The sequence below is a fragment of the Corallococcus terminator genome (genome assembly GCF_049194865.1).
In the GTDB taxonomy this organism is placed as follows: Bacteria; Myxococcota; Myxococcia; order Myxococcales; family Myxococcaceae; genus Myxococcus; species Myxococcus terminator_A.
On the sequence record NZ_JBLZWL010000051.1, the window covers coordinates 49,459 to 68,656 of the forward strand.

Annotated in this window: 14 protein-coding genes; 9 read left to right on the forward strand and 5 right to left on the reverse strand. The window is 69.1% G+C overall.

Annotation, left to right across the window (positions count from 1 at the left end; genetic code table 11):
- The first annotated feature begins 142 nt into the window (after positions 1-142).
- From ACN469_RS17265 to ACN469_RS17295, 7 genes are all read left to right on the forward strand, one after another.
- Entirely contained in the window at positions 143-1,000 is an 858-nt protein-coding gene (locus tag ACN469_RS17265) for a serine protease (RefSeq protein ID WP_498769255.1), read from the forward strand.
- Between the two features lie 140 nt (positions 1,001-1,140).
- Entirely contained in the window at positions 1,141-1,740 is a 600-nt protein-coding gene (locus ACN469_RS17270) for a cysteine hydrolase family protein (protein WP_498769257.1), read from the forward strand.
- A 73-nt stretch (positions 1,741-1,813) separates the two neighbouring features.
- Positions 1,814-2,668: an ion transporter gene (locus ACN469_RS17275; RefSeq protein WP_498769259.1), complete on the forward strand. Its 855-nt coding sequence runs from the start codon at positions 1,814-1,816 to the stop codon at positions 2,666-2,668.
- Positions 2,669-2,785: 117 nt separating this feature from the next.
- Entirely contained in the window at positions 2,786-3,682 is an 897-nt protein-coding gene (locus ACN469_RS17280) for an NAD-dependent epimerase/dehydratase family protein (protein WP_498769261.1), read from the forward strand.
- A gap of 148 nt (positions 3,683-3,830) precedes the next feature.
- Entirely contained in the window at positions 3,831-5,132 is a 1,302-nt protein-coding gene (locus tag ACN469_RS17285) for a PQQ-dependent sugar dehydrogenase (RefSeq protein WP_498769263.1), read from the forward strand.
- Positions 5,133-5,224: 92 nt separating this feature from the next.
- Positions 5,225-5,941, forward strand: a complete 717-nt coding sequence (locus ACN469_RS17290) for a phosphatase domain-containing protein (protein ID WP_498769265.1) — start codon at positions 5,225-5,227, stop codon at positions 5,939-5,941.
- A 190-nt stretch (positions 5,942-6,131) separates the two neighbouring features.
- Positions 6,132-6,878 (forward strand): 2OG-Fe(II) oxygenase, encoded by a 747-nt coding sequence (locus ACN469_RS17295; protein ID WP_498769267.1) that lies wholly within the window; start codon positions 6,132-6,134, stop codon positions 6,876-6,878.
- A 21-nt stretch (positions 6,879-6,899) separates the two neighbouring features.
- Here the strand turns inward: ACN469_RS17295 and ACN469_RS17300 are convergent, their stop codons facing one another.
- Positions 6,900-9,332 (reverse strand): ABC transporter permease, encoded by a 2,433-nt coding sequence (locus tag ACN469_RS17300; protein WP_498769269.1) that lies wholly within the window; start codon positions 9,330-9,332, stop codon positions 6,900-6,902.
- A 136-nt stretch (positions 9,333-9,468) separates the two neighbouring features.
- On the reverse strand, positions 9,469-11,094 hold the full coding sequence (locus tag ACN469_RS17305) for an ELWxxDGT repeat protein (RefSeq protein ID WP_498769271.1): 1,626 nt from the start codon (positions 11,092-11,094) through the stop codon (positions 9,469-9,471).
- Between the two features lie 173 nt (positions 11,095-11,267).
- Between ACN469_RS17305 and ACN469_RS17310 the strand changes: the two genes are divergently transcribed.
- Entirely contained in the window at positions 11,268-12,182 is a 915-nt protein-coding gene (locus tag ACN469_RS17310; RefSeq protein WP_498769341.1) for a glutaminase, read from the forward strand.
- Between the two features lie 813 nt (positions 12,183-12,995).
- On the forward strand, positions 12,996-13,370 hold the full coding sequence (locus ACN469_RS17315) for a DUF488 domain-containing protein (RefSeq protein WP_498769273.1): 375 nt from the start codon (positions 12,996-12,998) through the stop codon (positions 13,368-13,370).
- Between the two features lie 79 nt (positions 13,371-13,449).
- Here the strand turns inward: ACN469_RS17315 and ACN469_RS17320 are convergent, their stop codons facing one another.
- The 3 genes from ACN469_RS17320 to ACN469_RS17330 form a co-directional block, all read right to left on the reverse strand.
- Positions 13,450-16,596 (reverse strand): efflux RND transporter permease subunit, encoded by a 3,147-nt coding sequence (locus ACN469_RS17320; RefSeq protein ID WP_498769343.1) that lies wholly within the window; start codon positions 16,594-16,596, stop codon positions 13,450-13,452.
- A 76-nt stretch (positions 16,597-16,672) separates the two neighbouring features.
- Positions 16,673-17,821, reverse strand: coding sequence for an efflux RND transporter periplasmic adaptor subunit (locus ACN469_RS17325; protein ID WP_498769275.1), 1,149 nt, complete (start codon positions 17,819-17,821; stop codon positions 16,673-16,675).
- Positions 17,809-19,188: a TolC family protein gene (locus tag ACN469_RS17330; protein WP_498769277.1), complete on the reverse strand. Its 1,380-nt coding sequence runs from the start codon at positions 19,186-19,188 to the stop codon at positions 17,809-17,811. The genes ACN469_RS17325 and ACN469_RS17330 overlap by 13 nt, the downstream gene beginning before the upstream one ends.
- Positions 19,189-19,198 lie beyond the last annotated feature (10 nt).

A 19,198-nucleotide genomic window follows, 5' to 3' on the forward strand; every position in this document is an offset into this window, starting at 1 on the left:
AGGTGGCGACCTGGACCGCGCCTGACACGTCAACGGCTCGACTCAGGCCGGCGCGCGCGCGCGGCTCGCCTCGAAGCAGTCCCCTCACGTGCGTGGTCTTCGGCTTGCACAAAGTGCCTCGAACTTGAAATCCGAGGGGTCGATGCGCTTCGTGCTGGGAGTCGTTGTCGCGGTGGGGCTGGTGGGCTGTGGTGGTCCGGAGATGCAGGGTGTCGATGCGGTGGAGAGCATTGGCCAGGAGATTGTCGGAGGCGTGGAGGCGCGCCCGGGAGCCCACCCCTGGATTGTCAGCCTGCAGCAGTACGGGAGCCACTTCTGCGGCGGCTCGCTCATCCGGGTCAGCGCGACGAAGGAGGAGACGGACATCGTCGTCACGGCCGCGCACTGCGTCTACGACGGCGTGCGATCGCTGACGGTGTCCGCGGGCGTTCACGACCTCCGGAGGCCCGGGGCGGGTGCCCAGACGGTCCAAGCCAGGCTGTATGCGCCCGTCTACCATCAGGCCTACAACCCGGACACGACGATGAACGACATCGCCATCATCAAGCTCGATAAGCCCATCAAGTTCTCCGCCACGGTCCAGCCCATCCTGCTCCCGCTCGCGGGAGAGTTCGTCCCGGGCGGAGTCACCGCGACGGTGGCGGGGTGGGGGCTCACGCAAGAGGATGGAGATGTGTCCCCCATCCTGATGGAGGTGGGGGTCCCCACCATCGCGCATGCGGACCTGGCCAGTATGTACAGGGCGGCTGGTATCACCATCGACCGCAACGCGATGCTCGGGGCCGGGTACAAGGCGGGGGGCAAGGACTCCTGTCAGGGCGACAGCGGGGGACCGTTCTACATCCGCGGAGCGAATGGCAAGCCCGTGCTCCAGGGGGTCGTGAGCTTTGGCGTGGGCTGCGCGAGGCCCGGCCTGCCCGGCATCTATGCCCGGGTCCCCAACTACATCCCGTGGATCAACAACCAGGTTCGCCTCCTGAGCGCCACGGCGAGGCAGTAGTCCACCCGGGCGCGCCGCGCTCGGGCCCGTGGCTCCCAGGGGGCTGCTCAGGCGCCGGGGCCGTGGCTACCTTGAGGCGCCGGGAGGTGCCTGTGGCCACGTCGGGCCCGAAGTCCGGGAAGAGGTCGCGCTCGAAGCCGATGAGGGGCTCGGATACCGCGCTGCTCATCATCGACGTCATCAACGACCTGGACTTCCCCGGGGGAGAGCACGTGCTCCCTTGGGCGTCGCGCATGGTGGAGCGATTGGCGCCCTTCGCCCAGCGGATGCGCAAGGCAGGGGTGCCGGTCATCTACGTCAACGACAACTTCAACCACTGGCGCAGCAACTTCCGGGACGTCTATCGGCACTGCACCCGGGCGGGCAGCCGTGGCCGAGGCATCGCCCGGGCCTTGCGGCCCCATGCCACGGACTACTTCGTCCTCAAGCCCAAGCACTCGGCCTTCTTCGCCACGTCGCTGGTTCCCCTCCTGGAGTATCTGGGGACGAAGAAGCTGTTGATGGCGGGCATTGCCACCAACCTGTGCGTCTTCTTCAGCGCCCATGACGCGCACATGCTCGAGTACGACATCACCGTGCTGAGCGATTGTTGCTGCGCGGAGAGCGACGGTGACCACGACCTGGCGTTGGACCAGCTCCAGCGCTTCCTGCGGGTCCGCGTGTGCAGGGCCGATGAGGTGAAGCGCGGAGGGCGCGTCCGCCGGCCCGCGCACCCCTCGAAGGGGTCCAGGCGTCTGTAGCTCCTTCACGTCAACCCACCAGGGGTGCGAAGCTTCTGCGTCCTGCGGCGGGTTGCGCCTAGACTGCCGCCCCGTGTCCAGGTCCTCCGAGCAGAGCCCCCAAGGCGGCTTCCGCGCCCGACTCCACACCATCATCTTCGAGGCGGATACTCCGGCGGGGAAGGCGTTCGACGTGGCCCTGCTGTGGGCCATCGTCTTCAGCATCGCGGCGGTGATGCTGGAGAGCGTGTCCTCCATCCGGGTCCAGTATGCGTCCGCCCTGCAGGTGGCGGAGTGGTTCTTCACCATCATCTTCGCGCTCGAGTATGTGCTGCGGCTCATCGCCGTGCGCCGGCCGCTGGACTATGCGCGCAGCTTCTTCGGACTGGTGGACCTGCTGGCCATCCTCCCGTCGTTCCTGAGCGTCATCTTCCCCGGCGCACAGACGCTGCTCGTGGTCCGCGTGCTGCGGCTGCTGCGGGTCTTCCGGGTGCTGAAGCTGGGGCACCTGTTGGGCCAGGCGGAGGTCCTGCTCACCGCGCTGCGCGCGAGCCGGGGGAAGATCATCGTCTTCCTCGGCTTCGTGCTGACCGTGGACGTGGTCATGGGCGCCATCATGTACCTGGTGGAAGGGGAGCAGCACGGCTTCGACAGCATCCCCAGGTCCATGTACTGGGCCATCGTGACGATGACGACGGTGGGCTTCGGCGACATCACTCCCAAGACGGTGCCGGGTCAGTTCATCGCGTCGGTGTTGATGATCATGGGCTACGGCATCCTCGCGGTGCCCACCGGCATCGTCTCCGTGGAGCTGGCCGCCGCCACGAAGCAGCGCCCGGATACGCAGGCCTGCCCTGGCTGTGGCAAGCAGGGACATGACCTGGACGCGCGCTTCTGCAAGGCGTGCGGGACGGCGCTGGACTGGGCGCCCGCGAAGCCCGCTGGGTGAGCAGGGCCGGGGTGTTCAGTGTTCACCGCGCGGCGGAAAAACCCCGCCAGGGAGCGGCTTCATCCGTGAGCATGCTGTGCGCACGTTGACGCCGTCCTGTTCCCTGGAGACCTCGCGATGAACCTCTTCATCACTGGCGCCACTGGCTTCATCGGCGGCTCCCTGGCGTTGGACCTGAAGGCCCGGGGGCATGTCATTCGCGGGCTCGTGCGCGACGACGCGAAGGGCAAGAAGCTCGCGGCGCTCGGCATCGAGCCGGTGCGCGGGGATTTGGACGACACGGCCCTGCTCACGGCCGAGGCCCGTCGCGCGGACGGCGTCATCAACGCGGCCAGCAGCGACCATGACGAGGCCATCCTGGCGTTGATTGAAGGCGTGCGAGGCTCCGGCAAGCCGTTGATTCACACCAGCGGCTCCAGCGTCATTGGCGATGACGTGAAGGGCAACGCGCTGTCGCCCCACGTGTTCGACGAGGAGACGCCGTTCATCGTCGAGCCGGAGAAGCAGGCGCGGCATGCGCTCGACAACCGCGTCCTCGCCGCCGAGGGCGCGCGCGGCATCGTCCTGTGCAACACGATGATCTACGGCACGGGGAAGGGCCTGAGCCGCGACAGCGTGCAGATTCCGCCGCTCGTCGCCCAGGCGCGCAAGAGCGGCGTGGTGCGAATCGTCGGCAAGGGCATCAACCGCTGGTCCAACGTGCACCTGGACGATGTCATCACGCTCTATGCGCTGGCCCTGGAGCGGGCGCCAGCGGGGGCCTTCTATTTCGTGGAGAACGGCGAGGCGTCCTACGCGGAGATTGGCGAGGCCATCGCGGCGCGGCTGAAGCTGGGGCCGGTGCAGTCCTGGAGCGTCGAGGAGGCCTCGCGCGAGTGGGGTGAGGGCCACGCGCGCTACTCGTTCGGCTCGAACAGCAGGGTGCGCGCGAAGAGGGCACGGCGCGAGCTGGGCTGGGCGCCGCGTCATGACTCCGTGACGGCGTGGATTCGCGACGAGATGCCCATCGATTGAGCGGGGGCCATGGCTGTCTCCACGAGGTGTCCTGGCGGATCGTCCACTTCCGCGCGTTGAGCGCTTCCTTCTTCCACCCCGCAGCGCTCTTCGGGTTTGCTGCGCGCCGTCAGAGCTTCGTTTCCATCCCAGCTCGCGGAGTGAGCCCATGCGTACCTTGCTGACGACCCTGGCCTGCACCACCCTGCTGTCCTTCGCGGGGCCCGCCCACGGGCAGGCTCCCGACAAGCCCACGAAGCCGAGTGGCAACATGGCCCCCGGTGGCGCCGCGGGCAGTCAGCAGTCCGAGCCTCGCCAGGGGCCAAATCCCACGGGCGCTCCCGTCGAGACGGCGCCGCCCAACGTGCCCGAGTTCAAGCCGGCCTTCCCGGGCCAGACGCGCGCTCCGGGCATCAAGACGAACACTCCGTTCCAGGTCACCGAGGTGGCCAAGGGCTTCGACAAGCCGTGGGCCATCGCCTTCCTGCCGGACCAGCGCATGCTGGTGACGGAGAAGCCGACCGGGAAGCTCTTCATCGTTACGCAGAAGGGCGAGAAGTCGCAGCCCGTCGCGGGGCTGCCTCCCGTGGATGGACGCAACCAGGGCGGGCTCCTCGACGTGGAGGTCGGACCGGACTACGCGACGAGCGGCCTCATCTACTGGAGCTATTACGAGCCGCGCAAAGGCGGCAATGGGCTCGCGGTGGCGCGCGCGAAGCTGGTGGATGGGGCGAAACCTCGCATCGAGGGGCTGAAGGTCATCTTCCGCATGGAGCCCACGCTGGAGTCGACGCTGCACGCGGGTGGGCGGTTGGTCTTCGCGCCGGACGGGAAGTTGTTCGTCACGCTGGGTGAGCGCTCGATTCTCCCGGGCCGCGTCCAGGCTCGCGACCTGAAGAGTGACTTCGGGAAGATTGTCCGCATCAACCCGGACGGCTCCATTCCGAAGGACAACCCGTTCGTTGGCCGCAAGGACGCGCGGCCTGAAATCTGGACGCTGGGCCACCGCAACATCCTGTCGGCGGCGCTCGACAGCCAGAATCGGCTCTGGGAGGTGGAGATGGGGCCGCGCGGGGGTGATGAGCTGAACCTCATCGAGAAGGGCAAGGACTACGGCTGGCCCACCATCGGCTACGGCGAGGAGTACTCGGGTGCGCCCATCCACAAGTCCACGCAGGGCCCGGGCATGGAGCAGCCGGTGTACTACTGGGACCCGGTGATTTCGCCCTCGGGAATGACCATCTACTCCGGAGACTTGTTCCCGGAATGGAAGGGCAACTTCTTCATCGGAGGGCTGTCGAGCCAGGCCCTGGTGCGGCTGGTGCTCAAGGACGACCGCGTGGTGGGCGAGGAGCGGTTGCTCCTGGACCAGGACGCGCGCATCCGCGAGGTCGTCCAGGGCCCGGAGGGCGCGCTCTATCTTCTCACCGATGATGATGACGGGAAGCTGCTCAAGCTGACGCCGCGCTGAGTGGTTGTCGGGGGCTCCATGCGCTCGCGTGGGGCGGGGTTCCGCCCGATACTCGAGCGCATGAGCGATGAAGGGTTGAGTGGGGTCGTCCCATGGCGGGCCTGAAGTACTCATTCGTCTTCGGTGTCTTCGCGACGCTGCTTGGGGTCCTGGCCTTCCAGCTTCGGGGCCTGGGATGGGGGCTGCTCTGGCCCGCGCTGAGCTTCTCGCTCGTGGCGGTGGCGTACGCGGGGGCGGGGCCGGCGGTCTTCGGCAAGCGCGCTGATGGGCGGATGCAGCCCTGGGCGTTGGTCGTCTTGTTGCCCTATCTGCTGATGACCTGGGCGACGTGGAGACTCGCGCGGCGGCTCTCGCGTGAGTCCGTGCATGACGAGGTCGCGCCCGGCATCGTCATCGGGCGCAGGTTGTTGGCGGGGGAGCTGCCGGAGGGGACTCGGACAGTGGTGGACCTGACGTCCGAGTTCATCGAGCCCGAAGGCATCCGGAGTGTCGAGCACTACGTGTGTCTGCCCATCCTCGACGCGACGGCGCCGTCCATCGAGCGCCTGGCGTCCCATCTCGAGTCCTGGGCCGCGTTGCCGACGCCGCTCTACATCCACTGCGCGCAGGGACATGGGCGCACGGGGATGGTGGCTGCCGCGGTCCTCATGGCACGGGGACTGGCTCCCGATGCGAGGCAAGCCCTGGCCATGGTTCAGAAGGCTCGGCCGGGCGTACGGCTGTCGGCGGCGCAAGGGGCTGCGGTGGAGGCGCTGGGAGCGCGGCTGCGTCGCATGGAGCGCGATACAGTCAGTGCTTGTGGCGCGTGAGTTAGAAGCGTCGCCCCGCGCGGTACGTTCGCCGCAACAACCGGGTCGCAACCTGCTTCCCTGTGCGCCATCTCCTGAGTCTGTCCGGTGCGCTGACCGAGCCACCGATGACCCAAGGGAGTGTCTGTATGGCGCGGGGAACGAGGCAGGACTCAATGTCAGGACAGGTCTCTGTGTACAGGGGGAGGTCATGACCGCCCCCGTTCGACGGATGCGCTCGTCGAGCCGTCCCACCGTGGAGCAGCGCTTGGAGGCGCTCGACTGGGACGTGCTCGGCTCGGAGCTGGGTACACGCGGGTGCGCCACGCTGGGTTCCCTGTTGACGCCCGACGAATGCGCGGCCCTCTCGTCGCTCTACGCCTCCGACGCGCCGTTCCGCAGTCGCGTCGTCATGGCTCGGCACGGCTTTGGTCGGGGCGAATACAAGTACTTCGCCTATCCGCTCCCCGACCTCGTCGCCCGTCTACGAAGCGGGCTCTACCCCCAGCTCGCCGCCATCGCGAATCGCTGGAACGAGGCCATGCGCATCGACACGCGCTACCCCGACACGCACGCCGCCTACCTTGAGCGCTGTCATCAGGCGGAGCAGCTCCGGCCGACACCGCTGCTCCTCCAATATGGAGAGGGCGACTACAACTGCCTCCATCAAGACCTCTATGGCGACGAGGTCTTCCCGCTCCAGGTGGCCTTCCTCCTGTCAGAGCCGGAGCGCGACTTCACCGGCGGCGAGCTGGTGCTCACCGAGCAGCGCCCGCGCATGCAGTCCCGCGTGGAGGTGGTGCCGCTTCGCCAGGGAGATGGCGTCATCTTCCCGGTCCACCACCGCCCCGTGCAGGGCACGCGCGGCATCTACCGCGTCAACATGCGCCACGGCGTGAGCCGCCTTCGCTCGGGCCACCGTCACACGGTGGGCATCATCTTCCACGATGCCCGTTGAAGGCCCCCACGCCCGGCTTCGTCAGTCGCCTCGGAGCGCGACCGAGGGCGACACCTTCGCCGCCCTCCGCGCGGGGAGCAGGGCCGCGACAAAGGCCACCCCTCCCAGAACCACGAGCACCACCGCGTACGTGAGCGGATCCACGGGCTGAACCCCGTTGAGCAGATGCGCGAGCGTCCGACTGGCCCCCGCCGCGAGCACGAGCCCGAGTCCCAGCCCCACCGCCGTCAGTCCCACGTATCGGCGCAGCACCAGGTTCGTCACCTGGTGTGTCCTCGCGCCCAAGGCAAGGCGGATGCCCAGCTCTCGCGTGCGCTGGGACACCGCATAGGCGACGACGCCATAGAGCCCCACCGCGGCCAGCAGCAGCGCCACCCCGGCGAAGACTCCGACGAGCAGCAGATAGAAGCGCAGCGGCGCCACCGTGCGGTCCACCACCGAGGCCAGCGTGCGCACGCTTCCGAGCGCGAGGCTCGAGTCGAGCGACCGGACCTCCGCGCGCACCGCCGAGGCGAGCGTGAGCGGGTCCGCCGACGTCCGCAGCACCAGCGTCATCTGCGTGCCGCGCGCCTGCTCATAGGGGAGATAGACCTCCGCGACGGCCGGCGCCGCCAGCCCATCGATGGCGAGGTTGTCCACCACGCCGACCACGACACCTCCGAAGGCGCCGTTTCCCCAGTTCATCTCCGTGCTCAGCGTCCGCCCCAGCGGGTCCTCGTTCGGCCAGAACCGGCGCGCGGCCTCCGCGTTCACGAGCACGGCGCGCCTGCCCTCACCCCTGTCCGCGTCGCTCAACCTTCGGCCACTCAAGAGCTTCACGCGCAGGGTCTCCAGCGCGCCAGGACTGACGATGCGCACGCTGGCCTTCCAAGGCTCCGTCCCTGGAGGCAACGGGCGCTGGGGGTCCTTCAAGTCGAGGGGCATCTTGCCGCCGTCCATCGGCAGTCCGGCGACGACTCCCGCTGCCTCGACGCCGGGCAGGGCGCGCACCCGCGTGAGGAGCTGGTCGAAGAAGGCCTCGGGCGCGGCCGTGCCGAAGCCATACCGATTGGGCGGCAGGTCGAGCTTCACCGTGAGGACTCCCTCCGACTCGAACCCCGGGGCCACGCGCTGAAGGTGCACGAAGCTGCGCAACAACAGCCCCGCGCTCACCAGCAGCAACACCGCGAGCGCTGTCTCTCCGACGATGAGCAGCGCGCGCGTCTTGTGGTGATGGGCGCCGCCGCCACTCCCCCCGTTCGCCATGCGAAGTCCGCTGCCGAGCGACACGCGCGTGGCCTTCAGCGTGGGAACGAGTCCGAACAACACCGTGGTGAGCATCGCCAACACCGCGGTGAATGCCAGCACGGTGCCGTCGATGGAGGCTTCGCCGAGACGCGGAATGTCCTGGGGACCGAACGCCACCAGCGCATCCATCGCCCACATGGCCGCGAGTAGCCCCATCGCTCCCCCCGCCACCGCCAGCAGACCACTCTCCACGAACAGCTCGCGAGCCAGACGGCCCCGGCTCGCGCCCAGGGCGAGCCGAATCGAGAGCTCGCCTTCACGCGAGGCCGCGCGTGCGAGCAGCAGGTGGGTGAGGTTCGCGCAGGCGACGAGCAGCACCAATCCCACCGCGCCCATCAACATCAGCAGCGAGGGGCGTACCTGTCCCAGCAGCACGTCGCGCAGGGACTCCACGCTTGCTCCCACGTTGGCGTTCGTCCGGGGATGCTGCTCCGCCAGGCCCCGTGCAATCGCGGAGACCTCGGCGCGCGCCTGCTCGAGGCTCGTACCGGGCGCGAGTCGGCCATACACCTCCAGCCAGTGCGCACCGCGTGCCTCCGGCGTCAACGAGTCCGCGCCCAGGGTCAGTGGCAGCCAGAGCTCCGAACGCGCCGGGAAGTCGAAGCCCGGTGCCATGACTCCCACCACCGTGGCGGGCACGGGAGCCCCCGTGCGCAAGGTCCGTCCCACCACCGTCGGACTTCCACCGAAGCGACGCTGCCACAGCGCATGCGAGATGACGGCGACTGGCGGCGCGCCCGGCGCATCGTCTCCGGGCTGGAGCGCTCGGCCCAGGTGCACGCGCGGGCCGAGCACCTGGAACAGCTCGGCCGTGGCGAGCGTGCCTTGGACCTTCTCCGGCAGGGACTCGGCGTCATGTGCGCCCAGGGTCAGCTCGGCACTCGCGAGCGCGGCCAACCCGGTGAAGGAGCGCGCCTGCTCTCGCAGACTCACCAGGTCTGGAGGCGAGGTGGGCCCAGGGCCCTGCTTCCCCACGCTGTACAGCCGCACCACGCGCGCGTCGTCCTGGAAGGGGAGGGGACGCAGCAGCACGCCGTGCACCACGCTGAAGATGGCTGCGTTCGCACCGATTCCGAGCGCGAGCGTGACGACCGCCACCAGGGTGAACGTGGGACTGCGTCGCAACCGGCGCAGCGCGTGACGGAAATCCTGGCGGAGAATGTCCATGGAGTCGGCCCGACAGCACGGACCGTGCCATGAAGGCTCACACCCTGTCGCCGGACGGACCGTGCGGCGAGCCTCCTGGCGGAGTGGCCGGAGCTGGGACACGCGGTTCCCGGCTCCGGACACTCACTCGCGAAGGTCAGTTCTTCGGGAAGCAGCCCACGGACAGGGCCCACGGCTCACCACCGTGGAGGACGTCATTGGCGACGAGATAGACCCAGTTGCGGGTGGCGAGGTAGATGATCGGATTGGACGAAGCCGGACCCGGATTGATGTCCGCGACACGGGTTCCCGACGAGGTGCCGTTGGTCCACGCCAGCTCCGCGCCCACCGACCCCTCGTAGTAGAGGAAGGTCGCGCCGCCACCCACGACGAAGGGCGGGTAGGGGTCTCCAGAGATGGAGTTCGCGGGCCCTGGATTCAGGTCCTTGATGAGCCGCGTGCCCGAGGGCGTGCCGTCGGTGACCCAGGGCTCTTTCCCCTCGCCGGGCGTGGTGGCGTAGAAGAAGACCTTGTTCTTCCCCGCGGACAGGCTCGAGGGTTCGTACCCTGGTGGTGGCGACGTCGGATGGGTGTCCGCGAGCATCAAGGTGCCCGCCGTCGTGCCGTTGCTCCGCCAGGGCTCCCGGCCGTGGGTGCCGTCGTCGGCGAACAGGATGACGTTGCCCTTCAGCGGCACCAGCTCGCGAGGCTCCGAGCCCGTGGCACCGGGACGGATGTCCTTCACCAGGCGCGTGTCGTCGTCGCAGCCCATCGAGGTCCACAGCTCCGCGCCGTGGACGCCGTCGTTCGCGGTGAAATAGAGCTTCTTCTTCCCGGACGTCATCCAAGCGATGTCCGAGCCCGCGGAGCCCGCGCGGATGTCCTCCACCAGCTCGGTGTCCTCCTTCGTTCCGTCCGTCGTCCACAGCTCCCGACCGTGGGTGCCGTCGTCCGCCACGAAGAACAGGGTGCCGTCTTCCAGTCGGAAGAGCTGGTCGGGCGACGAACTCGCGGCTCCAGGCGCGATGTCTCGCACCAGCCGGGTTCCGCCGCTCGTGCCGTCGGACTTCCACAGCTCGCGACCCTTGCCACCGTCGTCCGCGGCGAAGAGGACCCGCTTGCCATCCACGAGGAGTTGCCCGGGTGAGGAACTCGCGAAGCCCGGGGCGATGTCCTTCACGAGGTTCGTTCCCCCCGTCGTTCCGTCGCTGCGCCACAGCTCCGTGCCCCGCGTGCCGTCATCGGCGGGGAAGTAGAGCGTCTTGCCCACGGCGACGAGCTGGAAGGGCGGGTTGTCGGGGAAGGCATCGCCGAAGGGATTGATGTCCTCGACCAGTCGAGTCCCTCCGGTGGTGCCGTCCGTCTTCCACAGCTCGTTGCCATGGATGCCATCGTCCATGATGAAGAAGACATTGGAGCCCACGACCGTCATGCGCTTGGGGTAGTCGGGGAGGTTTCCGAGCAACAGGGTGGTCTTCCATCCGGAAGATTTCTCCTCCAGCTTCCACAGGGCATGGGTGTCGAGGCTCGGGCCGTAGACGACGCTCAGGTAGACGACGCCATCCACCTCGGCGCGATCAAACGGGAACGTGTTGCCGGGCCCCGGCGCGAGGTCGGCGACGAGCTTGGGGCCGGTGCACTGGGGTGGGTTGTGCAGGTCCTGGCTCAGCTCGAGCGGGGCGTCACTATCGGCGGCGGGTGGGTCCACGGACTCCTCCATGGGACCGCAGGCGCAGAGCAGCGCACAACCGCTGGCCAAGAGGTAGGAATGGGGATGACGCATCGATTCATTTCCTTTCCCCGGACCCACGTTCATCCGGGTACGCGGAATGTGGAGGGTGATTGGCGAATGCCCAGTGCTCTGGGGCATGAGGTCAGGTTCGCCAGTTCACCGATGTGAATGAGTCGACGCTCCCCGCACGGCTATCATCCGGGGCTCGGCGGACGGGGCACGTGATGGACGACTTCCAGGCGATTCTGAATGAAGTGATGGCGGCCATCCGGCCGACGGTGGGGCAGGGGCGCGTGGCCAACTACATCCCGGCGCTCGCCGCGGTGGACCCCTCGCGGTTCGGCATGGCGCTGGCGACGGTGGAGGGAGAGGTGTTCGGTGTGGGGGATTGGCGGGTGCCGTTCTCCGTGCAGAGCATCTCGAAGGTGTTCGCGCTGGCGCTGACGCTGGCTCGGGATGGAGATGCGCTGTGGCGCCGCGTGGGCAAGGAGCCCTCGGGCAATCCGTTCAACTCGCTGGTGCAGCTCGAGTACGAGCAGGGCGTGCCCCGCAACCCGTTCATCAATGCGGGGGCCCTGGTCGTCACGGACCGGTTGCTGAGCCTCACGGGCGATTCGCGTGGGTTGCTGCGGGAGTTCCTGCGGGCGGAGAGCGGCAACGCGTCCGTGGACTTCGACCCGGTGGTCGCCGCGTCCGAGGCCGAGCACGGCCACCGCAACTCCGCGCTGGCTCACTTCATGGCGAGCTACGGCAACATCCAGAACCCGGTGCCTCTCGTGCTGGAGCACTATTTCTGGCAGTGCTCGCTGTCGATGAGCTGCGCGGACCTGGCGCGGGCCTGTGGCTTCCTGGCGCGGCATGGGAAGGGCGCGAAAGGTGAGCGATTGCTCACGCGCAGCCAGGCCAAGCAGGTCAACGCGGTGATGCTCACGTGCGGCACGTATGACGCCGCGGGCGAGTTCGCCTATCGCGTGGGCCTGCCCTGCAAGAGTGGTGTCGGTGGCGGCATCATCGCCGTCATCCCGAATCGCTGTGGCTTGTGTGTGTGGAGTCCGGGGCTGGATGCCCACGGCAACTCCGTTGCTGGTGTCGAAGCGCTGGACCGCTTCACGACGTTGACCGGACTCTCGGTGTTTTGATGGGGATGGGTGGCGCTGAAGGTAAACCGGTCCTCGCGAAGATGTTCTTCCGCTGAGGACCGGCCCCCACCGCCCATCCCTCACGCCCGAGCCGTCCCGCTGTGCTGCCCCGCCCGTCCAACCCGCCGCCCTGTGCTGCCCCGTGCTGCCCGTCCTGCGTGCTGCCCCGCCCGACCCGCCGCCCGTCCTGCGTGCTGCCCCGTCCAACCCGCCGCCCGTACCGCCCCGTCCAACCCGCCGCCCGTCCTGCGTGCTGCCCCGTCCAACCCGCCGCCCGTCCTGCGTGCTGCCCCGTCCGACCCGCCGCCCGTACTGCCCGTCCTGCGTACCGCCCCGTCCAACCCGCCGCCCGTACTGCCCCGTGCCGCCCGTCCTGCGTACCGCCCCGTCCAACCCGCCGCCCGTCCTGCGTACCGCCCCGTCCAACCCGCCGCCCGTACCGCCCCGTGCTGCCCGTCCTGCGTGCTGCCCCGTCCGACCCGCCGCCCGTCCTGCGTGCTGCCCCGTCCAACCCGCCGCCCGTCCTGCGTGCTGCCCCGTCCAACCCGCCGCCCGTCCTGCGTGCTGCCCCGTCCAACCCGCCGCCCGTACCGCCCCGTCCAACCCGCCGCCCGTCCTGCCCAACCCTGCGCCGTTCCGCCGCGCTTCGTGATGCCATCCCATAGCAGGGCGCGTGCCGCTTCCTTCACCTCGGCAGATCCAAGCGTTTCCAAGGACTTGCGACACAGGTCTCACAAGTGATCGGTCCGGGTCCGGTAAGAAGTCGGGTGAACCCTTCCGGAATGGGCGCCATCCACACCGCGTTGCCCCTCGATGCCCATCAAGACCCGTCGCTGGTGTGTGCCTGGCGAGCCCGATGATGGCTTGCGGCTCCTCGTCTGCCGCTACAGGCCGCGCGGCCTCCCCAAAGCCAAGGAGACCTGGGATGTGTGGCGCCGCGAGCTCGCCCCCAGCCCCGACCTCTTCGAGGCCTTCTACGGCAAGGGCCAGACGCCCATCACCCTCGATGCCTACCGAGAGCGGTACCTCCAGGAGATGCAGTCACAGCGGGAAATCATCGCGGAGCTGGCCGAGCGTGTGGACCGAGGTGAGACAGTGACGCTCCTCTGCTCCAAGGACTGCATCCTGGAGCCGGTCTGTCACCGCACACTGCTCGCCGAGCTCATCGAAGCCGCCCGACGCTCCTGAGTCCTGGAGCGTGGGCGGCCTCACCGCCGGGACGTGGGAGCAGCTCGCTCCCTCGCCCACCAGCGGGTCCTTCACTGCCTCACGGCGCCGGAGCCGGAGCCGGGATTTCGTCGTCGTCCGCCGCTTCCCGCCGGGACTCGCCGCGCACCTTCTGCATCAGCACGTAGAGGCCCGGGATGAAGATGAGGTTGACGATGGTGGACACCAACATGCCGCCGAACACCGTCGTGCCCAGCGAGTTGCGAGCCGCCGCGCCCGCGCCCTGCGCCGTCATCAGCGGCACCACGCCGAGGAGGAAGGCGATGGAGGTCATCAGGATGGGCCGCAGGCGCACCTCGGCGGCCATCACCACCGCCTCCAGCGCGTCCTTGCCGCTCTCCCTCAGCTGCTCGGCGAACTCGACGATGAGGATGGCGTTCTTGCTGGCGAGACCCACCAGCATCACCAGACCCACCTGGCAGAACACGTCGTTGGCGTACCCGCGCAACAACTGGAGCCCCAGCGCGCCCATGATGGCCAGGGGCACCGAGAGGATGATGACGAACGGCAGGCTGAAGCTCTCGTACTGCGCCGCCAGCACCAGGAACACGAACAAGAGCCCCAGGCCGAAGATGATGATCGTCTGCCCGCCGCTCTCCTTCTGCTCCAGGCTGATGCCCGTCCACTCCGCCGTCATGCCCTGCGGAAGGGTCTCCGCCGCCAGCGCCTCCATCGCCTCGATGGCCTGACCGGAGGACACCCCCGGCGCCGCCGCGCCGTTGACCTCCGCCGAGCGGAACAGGTTGTAGTGGCGGATGACCTGCGCGGACACCGTGGGCGTCACCTTCACCAGCGACTCGAGCGGAATCATCTCCCCGTTGTCGCTGCGCACATAGAACGCGCCGATGTCCTGCGGGCTGTCGCGGTACTGCTGCTCGGCCTGCACGTAGACGCGGTACGTCCGGTTCGCGTAGTTGAAGTCGTTGACGTACTGGCTGCCCATGTAGACCTGCATCGTCCCGAAGACCTGCTCGATGGGGATGCCGAGCGCCTTGGCCTTCTGCCGGTCCACTTCCACGTCCAACAGCGGAGTGTCCGCGTTGAACGCCGTGAGCACGCCACGCAGCCGCGCGTCCGCGTTGCCCTTCGCCACCAGCTCCTGCGTGGCCGTCGCCAGCTCGTCCAGCGAGCGCGAGCCCGCCGTGTCCTCGACAATGTACTGGAAGCCGCCCACGCTGCCCACGCCACGGATGGCCGGAGGCTGGAAGGGGATGACGCGCGCGCCACCGATGCGGCTCAGCGGCCCGCGCAGCCGCTCCACCATCGCCGCCACCGACTGGTTCTTCCCCGGACGGTCCTCCCAGGGAATGAGGCTGGTGAACACCGTGGCCAGGTTGGGGCCCGTGCCCTGGAAGGAGAAGCCGCCGATGGCGAACATGGCGCGAACCTCCGGCTGCGCCTTGAGCACCTCCTCCACCTGGACCAGCACCTTCTCCGACTGGGCCAGCGACATGCCCTCCGGACCCTGGATGGAGATGATGACGTAGCCCTGGTCCTCGTCGGGGATGAAGGCCGTGGGCGTCACCCGGAACAGCACCGCCGTGGCCGCGATGCAGGCCAGGAAGGCGACGAGGACGATGAGCGGGTGCTTGAGCAGCGCGCGCAAGCTCCGGCCGTACCAGGCGCGCGTCGCGTCCAGCACCTTGTCCACCCAGCGGAAGAACACCCACTTCTCACCCACGTGGTGCTTGAGCATCCGAGCGCTCAGCGCCGGAGTGAGCGTCAGCGCGCAGAAGGTGGACAGCGCCACGGACGCGGCGATGGTCAAAGCGAACTGCCGGTAGATGGCGCCCGTCGTTCCAGGGAAGAGGGCCACCGGGACGAACACCGCCACCAGCACGACGGAGATGGCGATGACCGCGCCGGCCACTTCCTTCATGCCCTCGCGCGCCGCCTGCCGCGCCGTCAGGTGCCGCTCCACCATCAACCGCTCGATGTTCTCGATGACGACGATGGCGTCGTCGACGACGAGGCCCGTGGCCAGCGTGAGGCCGAAGAGGGTGAGGGTGTTGATGGAGAACCCCATCAACTGGACGAAGGCGAAGGTGCCCACCAGCGAGACGGGCAGGGTGAACGCCGTAATCAGCACGCTGCGCCAGCCGTGCAGGAACAGGAAGATGACGAGGATGACCAGGGCGATGGCCTCCACCAGCGTCTGGAGCACCTCGTGGATGGAGGCGCGCACCGCGAGCGTGGTGTCCGTGCCCGTCTGGAACGTCATGCCCGGGGGGAACTGCACGGACAGGCGCTCCAGCTCCTTGAAGACGCCGTCGCGCACGTCGAGCGCGTTGGCGGTGGGGAGCTGGAAGATGGCCAGGCCCACGCCCGTCTTCCCGTTGAAGCGCAAGAGCGTGCCGTAGCTCTCCGCGCCCAGCTCCACCCGGCCCACGTCCTTCACGCGCACGCTCTTGCCGCTCGCGTCGCGCATGAGGACGATGTCGCCGAACTCCTCCGGCTCCACCAGACGGCCGCGCGCGCGGACCGCGAGCTGGTAGGGCTGCTCCGTGCTGGAGGGCGGCTGGCCCACCTGTCCCGCGGCCACCTGGAGGTTCTGCTCCTGGAGCGCGCGCGTCACGTCCTGGGGCGTGAGCTTGCGGCGCGCCAGCTCCGTCGGGTCCAACCACAGGCGCATGGAGAACTTGCGCTCGCCGAAGATGCGGACCTCACCGACGCCGCGCACGCGCTTGATGGCGTCCTTGAGATTCACGTCGGCGTAGTTGCTGAGGAACTTCGCGTCGTAGCGGTTGTCCGGGCTGGACAGGCCCACCGTCATCAGCATCTGGCTGGACGCCTTGTTGACGACGATGCCCGTCTGGTTCACCTGCGCGGGCAGGCGCGCGGCGGAGCGGCTGACGCGGTTCTGCACGTCGACGGCGGCGACCTCGATGTCGCGCGTGGGCTCGAAGGTGACGGTAATCTGGCTGGTGCCGTCGTTGCTGCTCGTGGAGGTGATGTAGCGCATGCCCTCCACGCCATTGAGTTCCTGTTCAATGGGAATGGTGACGGCGCTCTCCACCACTTCGGCGCTGGCGCCCACGTAGTTGGCCGTCACCGTCACCTGCGGCGGTGCCAGGTCCGGGTACTGGGAGATGGGGAGGGTGGGGATGGCAATCGCCCCCACCAGCGTCAGCAAGATGGAGCAGACGATGGCGAAGACGGGTCTGCGGATGAAGAAGTCGACGAACACGGCGTTCAGGCCCTCATTCTCATGGCGGTATCCGAGCCTCGCGCTGCTGCCAGCGAGGCTCGGGTCCATCCCCTGCTCAGCGGCTGCCCGCCGTGGCGGCACCGGCCCCGGCGGCCGGAGCGGCGTCGGGGGACTTCACCTTCACGGCCATGCCGTCGCGCAGCGCCTGCAGCGAGGACACGGCGACGCGGTCGCCCTGCTTCAGGCCGCCCTCGATGACGTAGGACAAATCTCCCAGCGTCCCGAGGACGATGGGGCGGCGCTCCACCACCGTCTTGCCTTCCTTGTCCTGCACCACCATGGCGAAGGGCTGACCGCTCAGCCGCACCACCGCGAGCGCGGGAATCTGCAGCGCGTCCCGCTTGGCGTAGACGACGCGCGAGCGCACCAGCTCGCTGGGGCGCAGGCCCACGGTGTTCTGGAAGGCCGCCTTCACCTCCACCAGCTGCGTGCGCGGGTCCGCCTGCGGCGCGACGAAGAACAAGGGGCTGGTGAGCAGCACCTTGCCCTGCGAGTCGAGGACCTCCAGCATCGTGTCCGGCTTGAGCGCGCGGGCCCGCTCGGACGGCAGCGCCACGCTGACCTCCAGGACATCCGCCTGGGCAATCGTCGTCAGCGGCGTCGTCGCGCCCACGAAGTCACCCATGCGCACCAGCACGTCGCCCACGGTGCCCGCGAAGGGCGCGCGCACGGCGTGGAACTGCAGCTGCACCTGGCGCTGGGCCACCTGCGCGGCGGCGGAGCGCGAGGCGGCCTCGGCGGCCTCCACCTGGGCGCGGCCCTGCTCCAGCTCCTGCGCGCTCGCCAGGCCCTCCTTGTAGAGCGCCTCCGTGCGCGCGAGCGTGGTGCGCGCCAGCTCCCGGCTGACGTGCGCGGAGCTCTGCTGCGCCTGGGCGCTGTCGAGCGCGGCCGTCTCCGTGCGGGAGTCGACCTCCAGGATGGGCGCCCCGGCCTCCACCTTCTGGCCCGGCTTCACGTGGATGCGGCGCACGTAGCCCGCGACTTGAGGCAGCACGGTGATGTTCTGCCGCGACAACAGCGAGCCCAGGTACTCCCCGGTGTCCCGCACCTCGCTGGGGGTCAGCGTCAGCACCTGGACTTCACGAGGAGGAGGCGCGGCCGGAGCCGCCGTCTTGCCCGAGCACCCCGCCGCCACCAGCAGGGCGGTACTCCACAACGTCATCTTCAGCGCCTTCAGGGGGCGCACCCGCATCACCAATCGCACCGGGCCTCCGTCAAGAATGCGTCCAGGCGCGCCTGGACAAGCTCGAATTCACGCAGCGCCAGCGTCAGCTCCGCCTGGCGCAGGGCCGCTCCGCTCTGCACCAGCGCCAGGCTGTCGCCGCGGCCCACTTCAAAGGAACGTCGGGTGAGCCGGTCCGTCCGGTCCGCCAGCTCGCGCGACTCGGACGCCGTCTTCACCAGGGCCTGCGCCACATCGATGCTTCGCCGGGCCTGCGTCACCTCGATGGACACGTCGCGGCGGCTGCCCTCCAGCGTCTCGGCCGCCTGCCGTTCGATGCCCTCGCGCTCGCGGACGAGGCCCCCGCGCAGGCCGCCTTCCCAGATGGGGACGGACAGCACCGCGGCGATGCTCCACGTGGAGAAGCGCCCGAAGCCCGGGTCCGTCGTCACGCCTTGCAGGTTGCTCGTCAGGCCGAGCGTGGGCAGGTAGCCCGCGGACGCCTGACGGCGGCTGTCGCGAGTCGCGTCCACCTGCGCGCGAGCGGCGGCCAGGTCCGGGCGGGCGTCCAGGTCCTCCAGCGGAGTGCACGCCTTGCGAGTGTCCTCCATCAGCCCGCCCAGGTTGAAGGATGTGTCCACGCCCACCGCGTTGCCGAAGCCCAGGGCGATGCCGAGCGCCTCGCGGGCCCGGCGAAGCTGCTCGTCACCCGCGACGAGCGCGCCGCGCGCCAGCGCCACGTCCTGGTTCACCCGCACCACGTCGAGCTGGTTGCTCGCGCCCAAATCGAACGAGCGCGTCGTCAACGCGGAGCGCTCCAGCGCCTGGAGCAGTCCCACGCGGTTGAGCTCCGCGGCCCGCTCGGCCGCCACCGTGGCGACCAGCGTGCGCGCGAGTCCCAGCGTGAGGCGGCGACGCAAGTCTTGAAGGCTGGCCACCGCGCCGCGCTCGGAGGCCGAGGCCGACGACAGACCGCGCCACGCGCCCACGTCCACCAGCGACTGGCTCAGCGACGCGGAGAGGGTGCCCAGAATCGGCGCGGTGCCGCTGCGCCCGTCCAGGGCCGGCGTGGGGAACACGCCCACGGCGATGTCCGGGTTGAGGAAGTCATGCGTGGCGCTCGCCTGGGCACGCGCGTTGGGCAGGAGCGTGGACAGGGCCTGGCGCCACCGGCCTTCGGCCCGCTGGATGCCGGCTTCGGCGGAGCGCAGGTTCGTGGAGCGCTCCCGCACGAGCGTCAGCGCCTGGTCCCAGGTGCTCACCTGCTGGGTGGCGGGGGGGACCGGGGCCAACATCGGGTCGTCCACCTTCGGCTGAAAGGGGACGGGCGGAGGAACAACGGGACTGCTCGGCGCGGCCGGCGTCGAGGCAGCGACGAGCGCCAGGAGGAGAACGGTGGGGGCGGACATACCAAGGGGG

Coding starts and splice junctions, on each gene's coding strand:
- ACN469_RS17295 (WP_498769267.1), top strand. CDS start 6,132: ATGACCGCCCCCGTTCGACGGATGCGCTCGTCGAGCCGTCCCACCGTG.
- ACN469_RS17330 (WP_498769277.1), bottom strand. CDS start 19,188: ATGTCCGCCCCCACCGTTCTCCTCCTGGCGCTCGTCGCTGCCTCGACG.
- ACN469_RS17280 (WP_498769261.1), top strand. CDS start 2,786: ATGAACCTCTTCATCACTGGCGCCACTGGCTTCATCGGCGGCTCCCTG.
- ACN469_RS17315 (WP_498769273.1), top strand. CDS start 12,996: ATGCCCATCAAGACCCGTCGCTGGTGTGTGCCTGGCGAGCCCGATGAT.
- ACN469_RS17270 (WP_498769257.1), top strand. CDS start 1,141: ATGAGGGGCTCGGATACCGCGCTGCTCATCATCGACGTCATCAACGAC.
- ACN469_RS17310 (WP_498769341.1), top strand. CDS start 11,268: ATGGACGACTTCCAGGCGATTCTGAATGAAGTGATGGCGGCCATCCGG.
- ACN469_RS17290 (WP_498769265.1), top strand. CDS start 5,225: ATGGCGGGCCTGAAGTACTCATTCGTCTTCGGTGTCTTCGCGACGCTG.
- ACN469_RS17265 (WP_498769255.1), top strand. CDS start 143: ATGCGCTTCGTGCTGGGAGTCGTTGTCGCGGTGGGGCTGGTGGGCTGT.
- ACN469_RS17285 (WP_498769263.1), top strand. CDS start 3,831: ATGCGTACCTTGCTGACGACCCTGGCCTGCACCACCCTGCTGTCCTTC.
- ACN469_RS17300 (WP_498769269.1), bottom strand. CDS start 9,332: ATGGACATTCTCCGCCAGGATTTCCGTCACGCGCTGCGCCGGTTGCGA.
- ACN469_RS17305 (WP_498769271.1), bottom strand. CDS start 11,094: ATGCGTCATCCCCATTCCTACCTCTTGGCCAGCGGTTGTGCGCTGCTC.